The following is a 6,751-nucleotide window of genomic DNA, read 5'->3' on the forward strand; positions in this document are numbered from 1 at the left end:
TTAGATGTATCATGTTGTCAGAATAAGCTTTCAGTATGCCTTACTATTTCAAGATTTCCATTGTCTGAGATGAATATGTCTCCACGAATATTGAACAACTTTGACTTTTTATTAAAAAAACCATGTTGATCTTCATAGACTCTTGTATAACTTATTTTATACAATCGCTTATAGGATACAAAGAAATTAAAATGATCAAAATTTCTAGACTCATGATTAATCTTTATTGAACACTTGTTACCCCAATGGATTTGGTCTAAATTCAAAATATCTTTATCCGACACTGAAAATTCAGTATCATGCATTTTTAGTATCAGATCGTTTCTTATAACCTTGTAATGTTGCGCCATTGATTCGTTTTGCTCTTGAGACTTAAATTGAAATGGACTTTCAATACTTATAATCTTAGATGGGGTTGACGCCCAAAGCGGTTGACCGACATAATTTGAGATTTCCGTATTTAATGACTCGCTATTTTGATTGGTAATAGTATCGATTGCCTTAGATTTCTTTTCGATCTTCCTATAATACCTAGAATGCCTACCTACAAATCCATCATGGCATTTGTCACACTCTACAGAAATCAGCTCTTTTTTACCGTCTTGACTTTTGATCTCAAAACTATAGCCTCTTCCATGACATTTCGGGCAGACTTCTTTTAGTCTAATTGAATCGCTTTGAGGATTGCTTATGATGTAGGGTTCATCAACTGTAACCTCCCTATACTCATCAAATGGATTAGCCGTTTTACTTCTATCAAAAGCAATACGTGCACCATTATCATCTAATAGATCCATTAGATCATATTTTACCTTTGTGTCTACTATGTACTCAACACCAAATGTAATAGTGTCATTATACTCCAGTTCCCCTTCAAACACCAAACTATCGATATTATCTGGCATTTTAGAAAGCCTAGGAATTACTAACATGTCAGCACCTACTTTTGCAGGTTTCCAAATTTCATTATTGGATAAGGCGCCGCTAATGAAACCGAGTATATCCTTCTTACTTTTAAGATCCGGAAGGGATTCGATTATTTCTGAAGCATCCGTCAAATCACTATAATATTTAATGAGATAGTTCGAATAAGAACTCCATAATTTTGAAAGCATTTCAATTGAGATTGCATAATTTCTTTCGTGATTGCTATGAGATACAATGCCAATGGCTTTCCCATCAATGATTACTGGTGAACCACTATAACCGGGATCAATTTTGTCATCTTTAGATTTGAACACCCACCCAGATGTCTTAATTTTTTGCTCATTTATTATATCGCTTCTTACAAACTCGTGACCTATAATTGTCTTCTTGATTTTATGATTATTATCAAATGAAGTATAACCACAAATCTCAGCATTATTATGGATTAACTTAGACGCCATACTAATCAGCGGGATAGCAGTTCTAGTTTTAGTACTCTTAACAGCAATAATTGCCATGTCGATACCATTTTCACCGTTCAATATTACTTCAGCAAACTCGCCATCAACTGTAACCTCCGAAGGATGAGAACTCAGTACATGTGAACATGTAAGTATAAAAGTGTTTTTGCCATTATTTTCAATGACAAAACCTGTTCCAAAACTCCCATTGCTTTTGTCTTCTATCAGAACTATAGAATCTTCAATACAACCAATCACAGTGTTACCTCTTTTCAAAAGTCATTTTGATTTTTAGGTTTGCAGTAGCATCTATTTTTGTGATATAAATGTTGCCTTCACCTTGAAAACTTAACCCCAGTTCTACCTCAGTTTTGCTTATTTTTAGTGTAGAGTCATCTTTTTCAACCATCTCAGATATAGGTTTTGAAATCCTAGTTAACGTATCTTTTATGGAGTCGAAGGTAATATCTACCATACGCGTTTTAATATTAGAAACTTGAGAAAAGTTCTCATTTTTCTCTATCTCTACTAAGACCCCATCTTTTAATCTAATGATTTCCTTATTCATATGAATCCTCCTCTTCTATTATATGATCACAACGTTCGTTATCACGATTTATCTCAACCCATCCTTTTTATTGACACAGGAGTGATTTAGGTAACCAGTGTGTTGGATGAAGTTTTATGTCGATAGATTTTAAAAACAGTTTCAATAATTTTTTTATCATCTTTTGATGTAAAAACGCTTCTATAATTGTTTCTACACAATTCTATTCTACAAGAATTAACCAAAGCCATAAAAAGTGACTTTTCTATATTCATTTCATGCTTTTCATAATATTGATCAATAACGGATTTAATATAGTTTATTTGATTACTTGTCAAAATATTCATTTCATCAAGATTCTTTGCATCTGAATATTGCTCTAAATATTTATTTGATAATCCAGCTTCATCGGTTATTAGTAATGTACTTTCGCTATCCCAACAAACAATTTCAATTTTTGCCTGCGGATGTTGAAGCGTAACTTCACCAGTCCATAAATTGTCGTTTCCATTTGCAAAAGGCATTACAGAAAAATCTACATTCTCTTTGCAAACAGACTTAGGAATTCCTGATAAAACAGCCCAGATAAATTGAATCCTAAATTTATTAATGATCTCGGTCAATTTTTCACCACTTATCCAAACCAAATGATCTCTAAAAATCTCTGTTGGATAGTAATTGCATTCAATATCCGATATGAGCCAATTGTAATTCACCTGCTGATTATCAATTCCATTAAATACATCATTTAAATATGTATAATTTTCAACTTGATTGCTATTTTCTAATATTAAATTCACTCGAATGCCTCCTTGCGCAGTTGCAGACCTTAGAACGTGTATTAATAGTTTTATTCACAGTTATAAAGTCTTAAATGATCCATGATTTTCTCCAGATTGTGTTTTACAGATAGAGTGCCATCTATTTCTATAATAGGACAATTAAGTTTCTTTGCACATTCTTCAACTGTTTTTATATCTCGTTTTTTCACTAAATTTTGAAAATCCAATTGCTGCGAAAACATATCGCCACCATCAAGAACCCTTCCACCGAATCTTTTTTCTTCTCTAGTTTGAATTCTCTTTAATCTCAAATCAAGTGGCGTTTTAACCCAAAAGGCAATATCGATCCTTGAAATTATTTCATCACTCCAATTCAACGTAACGCCTGAAATAATAAATTTAGAATGAGCACTTATATCCTCTATAAGCGATTGTTGTACTTCATGCTTTGATCTGGGGTTAGCAAAAGGGAGTTCACCGATATTCTCTATATAATTTTGAATATTATTTTCTAAAGCACCTTTTCTTGATTCTCTTTGATCAGGAAAATAGTAATCCTCCAAATCCATCTCAAGATAATCTATTTGATTTGCTAATGCGTGATTTAATGTTGACTTCCCAGCACCATTTAAACCAATAATTGCAATGCCTCGAATCATTCTCATTTCTCCTTTTAATATCTTAGCGGAAAAATGGTATACGGTTGCTCTTCTATGCCTTAATACGCCACCATTAATCCCCGATCAATCCCCAACAGAGGAATGTCGATAACCGTTGTGTTAGTTGAAGTATCAAAGCACTTCTGATTTTCTAACCCTATCTTCAATACAATTGATTTTACTCATATTCTCACCTACTGGAGTAAATTTAGTATCAAAATACTCAATTACATCTAAAACTTCAATTTCTAATTCATCGAGTACCTTTCGCATTGCTTCAGTATTATAACCCATTGATTCTTTTGAACTGCCTTTACAATTACCTACTACAATTGCTTTCTTGCCATCTCCAACTCTAGAACGCCAAACGGAACCCGTAAAATCATTCAACGAAAAAGTCCTATCCAGCAAGACTTTCATTTGTGCAGTTACATTGTAATTGTAGGATGGCCCTGCTAAAATAACGCCATCACTCATTTTAATTTCATTCAGTATATTAGATATGTCATCATTTATATGGCACTGACCGGCTTCAATACAATACTCACAATTTATACACGGTGACATTTGCGCCCTATCTAAGTAATACTTCTCTACACTAATATTTTTTTCTTTCAATACATTGATAATTATATCAACTAGTTTTTCTGTATTTCTTCCACGTCGTGGACTTCCTATAACTGCAATCCATTTCTGCAACTTCATTCACTCTCCATTTGCTTTAATCGTCGGGCAAGTCCGTAGGATTGCCCCCGTTCTCCCCTAAGAACCGTACATGAAACTTTCGCTTCATATGGCTTAAGCTATTTTCCAAAAATCGTAAATACAATCCCACCAACCATGACTTGATTCTCCATAGTATAAATTGTGTATTGATCTTCTTTATCTGTTTTCCAAAATTGTGAATTATGTTCTTTAAGCTTTTGTCTTCCTTTATTTTATTCTTTTAGCTATGTGATGATCATCATTGAGTTGTAACAGATCCCATAAGTTCCCGTATAAATCCTTAAATACCGCTACTGTTCCATACTCAGCTTCTTTGGGCTCACGAACAAAATCAATGCCCTTACTAACCATCTCATTGTAATCTCGCCAAAAATCATCTGTATTCAAAAATAAAAATACTCTTCCACCAGACTGGTTACCTATGAATTCTTCCTGCGTAGAATTTGATGCTCTTGCTAATAAGATAGTGGTTCCTGATGATCCCGGAGGAGATACAACTACCCACCGTTTATTTTGTTCTGGTTGATAAGTATCTTCAAGCAACTCAAAATTCAATTTTTTAGTATAAAATGCGATCGCTTCATCATAATCTTTTACTACTAATGCGATGTGAACGATTGATTGTAACATATAGCCTCCTCTGATATTAGTGGTTTTAATGGTTTTATGTGAATACTAATCATAATTCATCATCTCATATCGTCACTCATATTGAATATCTCCCCCTTCGAAACCGAAGGAATATTTCAGCGAACGTTCCCGTGGTTCACAGAGTGCCTGAAAGTATTCACGAACTATTTCGTATATCACTCTCTATACGTGTTCCATCGACACCTCATAGTCATCACTGGCATTTCGCTAACTGGCGTTTTAGATGTAGACTATTGCGATTTGATCTAATCCGTACTCATAATATATTCTGCTTCATTCGTGTCCTCATTTAACTGCTCTCTGATACATTTAAAACCTACACTCTCATAAAATCGTACCGCTTGATAATTTTCTTTGTAAACTGCTAATGATAATACTTTATAAAGCGCTTTTGAAAACTCAATCAGCTTTTTACCTATTCCCATACCTTGTTGCCGTCTACTTACAAAAAGTGCACCGATGAATTCTTTATTTATAATACTTACAAATCCCAAAATTTTACCGTCTTCAATATATAAATAAGTCTCACTTTGAGGTATGTACACGTCTTTTACCATATCATAATTTTTGCGCCAATAATCTTCTGGTATGAAGTCATGTGCTTTAATTGTTGACTCCAGCCAAATATCCATTACTTCATTAATTTCATTATCTATATTATTCATTCGTCTAATCATATTTTGTCCCCTATTTTCCTATAGTCTCTAAGCAATTAAGTACGCCTAACGTTCCCACAATTTCCGACGTTCCTTCATTTCAACGCCTTATCGGAAAAAGTGGCGTAGCATGTGCCTTGCAGACGCTGTGACATCAAAGGGAATGGTGGGAATCGGCGTGTTATGCGAGGTTCAAAAGTTTTCTTCATATAGCCTCATGACATCATTTTCAATAATTATTTCAAAATTTGTAGATTTAAAAGAACAGTTCCCATTATCAAACTTTTTATTAAACCACTCATATTGAATATCTAAGGTAAGCAAGAAACTCGGAATTTGATAGTATTTAACATTTTCCTTCGAGGAAATACTCACAATCAAAATATAATAATTGTCTATGTATTCCATCATAGTATTAAGTTGATTAATTGATAAATGTATTTTAAAATTTTCCTCATAAATTGTTTTAACTTCATAAAAATCTTTACTTTCCGCCTCACACATGAAGTCATAACCATAGTAGTCAAAAACTTTTGTAACATGTTTATATCTATTGCATAAAAACTTATAAGCTTTTTCTTCTCCTAACAATCCAAATTCTGTTTTACGAATGACCCATTCACTAGTTTTAATCTCTATGTCTGCATTATCATCTTTAGCATCGACGCTTTCATTCCTATTATCAATATCTACTTTATAAACTCTTTCAAAGCCCCATTCTCTTAACAACTCATTGATCTGATAACCATTCGATAGTGTAAGATATTTTGTGTAAAGTGAAAAATCAGTTATAATTCACTTAGACAAAATGGAGGTTTCAAATGGCAAAAAGAAAAAGAAATCCAGCACCCAAAGAATTAATGGAATATTTATTTCAGAACTATGAACTAAAGAACGCATTTGATGTTCAAGAAGCACTAAAAGATATGTTTTCTGAAACGCTTGAAACAATGTTAAATTCGGAACTTGACGAACACCTAGGCTACTCAAAAAGTGAAAATAATATAGATCATACAACCAATAGACGAAATGGGAAAAGTGCCAAAACGGTAAAAAGTCAATTAGGTGAATTTGATCTAAATATTCCAAGAGACAGAGAAGCTTCTTTCGAACCACAGGTGGTTCAAAAACATCAAAAGGATATTTCAGGGATAGAAGAAAAGATTCTTTCAATGTATGCAAAAGGTCAATCACAGCGTGATATTTCAGCAACAATTGAGAACATTTATGGTTTTGAAGTTAGCCACGAAACCGTTTCAAAAGTAACTGATAAAATCGTTCCATTGGTACAAGAGTTTAGAAATAGGCCTTTAAAGAAATTCTACCCATTTGTATTCGTAGA

The 6,751-nt window shown here is 33.3% G+C and carries 9 protein-coding genes; 1 reads left to right on the forward strand and 8 read right to left on the reverse strand.

The features are described from left to right. Nucleotides 1-17: 17 nt before the first annotated feature. The 8 genes from ISU02_RS02985 to ISU02_RS03020 form a co-directional block, all read right to left on the reverse strand. Complete coding sequence (locus ISU02_RS02985) at nucleotides 18-1,646, reverse strand: S1 family peptidase (protein WP_194700285.1); 1,629 nt, start codon at nucleotides 1,644-1,646, stop codon at nucleotides 18-20. A 4-nt stretch (nucleotides 1,647-1,650) separates the two neighbouring features. Then, nucleotides 1,651-1,956 carry a CU044_2847 family protein gene (locus tag ISU02_RS02990; RefSeq protein ID WP_194700286.1) on the reverse strand — a complete coding sequence of 102 codons (306 nt, stop codon included), beginning with the start codon at nucleotides 1,954-1,956 and terminating at the stop codon, nucleotides 1,651-1,653. A gap of 86 nt (nucleotides 1,957-2,042) precedes the next feature. Next, complete coding sequence (locus ISU02_RS02995; RefSeq protein ID WP_194700287.1) at nucleotides 2,043-2,735, reverse strand: hypothetical protein; 693 nt, start codon at nucleotides 2,733-2,735, stop codon at nucleotides 2,043-2,045. Between the two features lie 50 nt (nucleotides 2,736-2,785). Next, a complete protein-coding gene (locus tag ISU02_RS03000; RefSeq protein WP_194700288.1) occupies nucleotides 2,786-3,376 on the reverse strand; it encodes a P-loop NTPase family protein in 591 nt (196 codons plus the stop codon). A 132-nt stretch (nucleotides 3,377-3,508) separates the two neighbouring features. After that, nucleotides 3,509-4,081 carry a flavodoxin family protein gene (locus tag ISU02_RS03005; protein WP_194700289.1) on the reverse strand — a complete coding sequence of 191 codons (573 nt, stop codon included), beginning with the start codon at nucleotides 4,079-4,081 and terminating at the stop codon, nucleotides 3,509-3,511. A 228-nt stretch (nucleotides 4,082-4,309) separates the two neighbouring features. Continuing rightward, on the reverse strand, nucleotides 4,310-4,732 hold the full coding sequence (locus ISU02_RS03010) for a VOC family protein (RefSeq protein WP_194700290.1): 423 nt from the start codon (nucleotides 4,730-4,732) through the stop codon (nucleotides 4,310-4,312). A 266-nt stretch (nucleotides 4,733-4,998) separates the two neighbouring features. Next, entirely contained in the window at nucleotides 4,999-5,430 is a 432-nt protein-coding gene (locus ISU02_RS03015; protein ID WP_194700291.1) for an N-acetyltransferase, read from the reverse strand. 171 nt (nucleotides 5,431-5,601) lie between these two features. Further along, the gene (locus tag ISU02_RS03020) at nucleotides 5,602-6,138 is read right to left on the reverse strand and encodes a protein NO VEIN domain-containing protein (protein ID WP_194700292.1); all 537 of its coding nucleotides are present in this window, start codon (nucleotides 6,136-6,138) and stop codon (nucleotides 5,602-5,604) included. 92 nt (nucleotides 6,139-6,230) lie between these two features. On the opposite strand from ISU02_RS03020, the gene ISU02_RS03025 reads away from it, so the two are divergent. Continuing rightward, the coding region (locus ISU02_RS03025; protein WP_194700293.1) for a transposase at nucleotides 6,231-6,751 on the forward strand (521 nt) is incomplete at its 3' end.

This window comes from Fusibacter ferrireducens, assembly GCF_015352425.1.
Classification (GTDB): domain Bacteria; phylum Bacillota; class Clostridia; order Peptostreptococcales; family Acidaminobacteraceae; genus Fusibacter_A; species Fusibacter_A ferrireducens.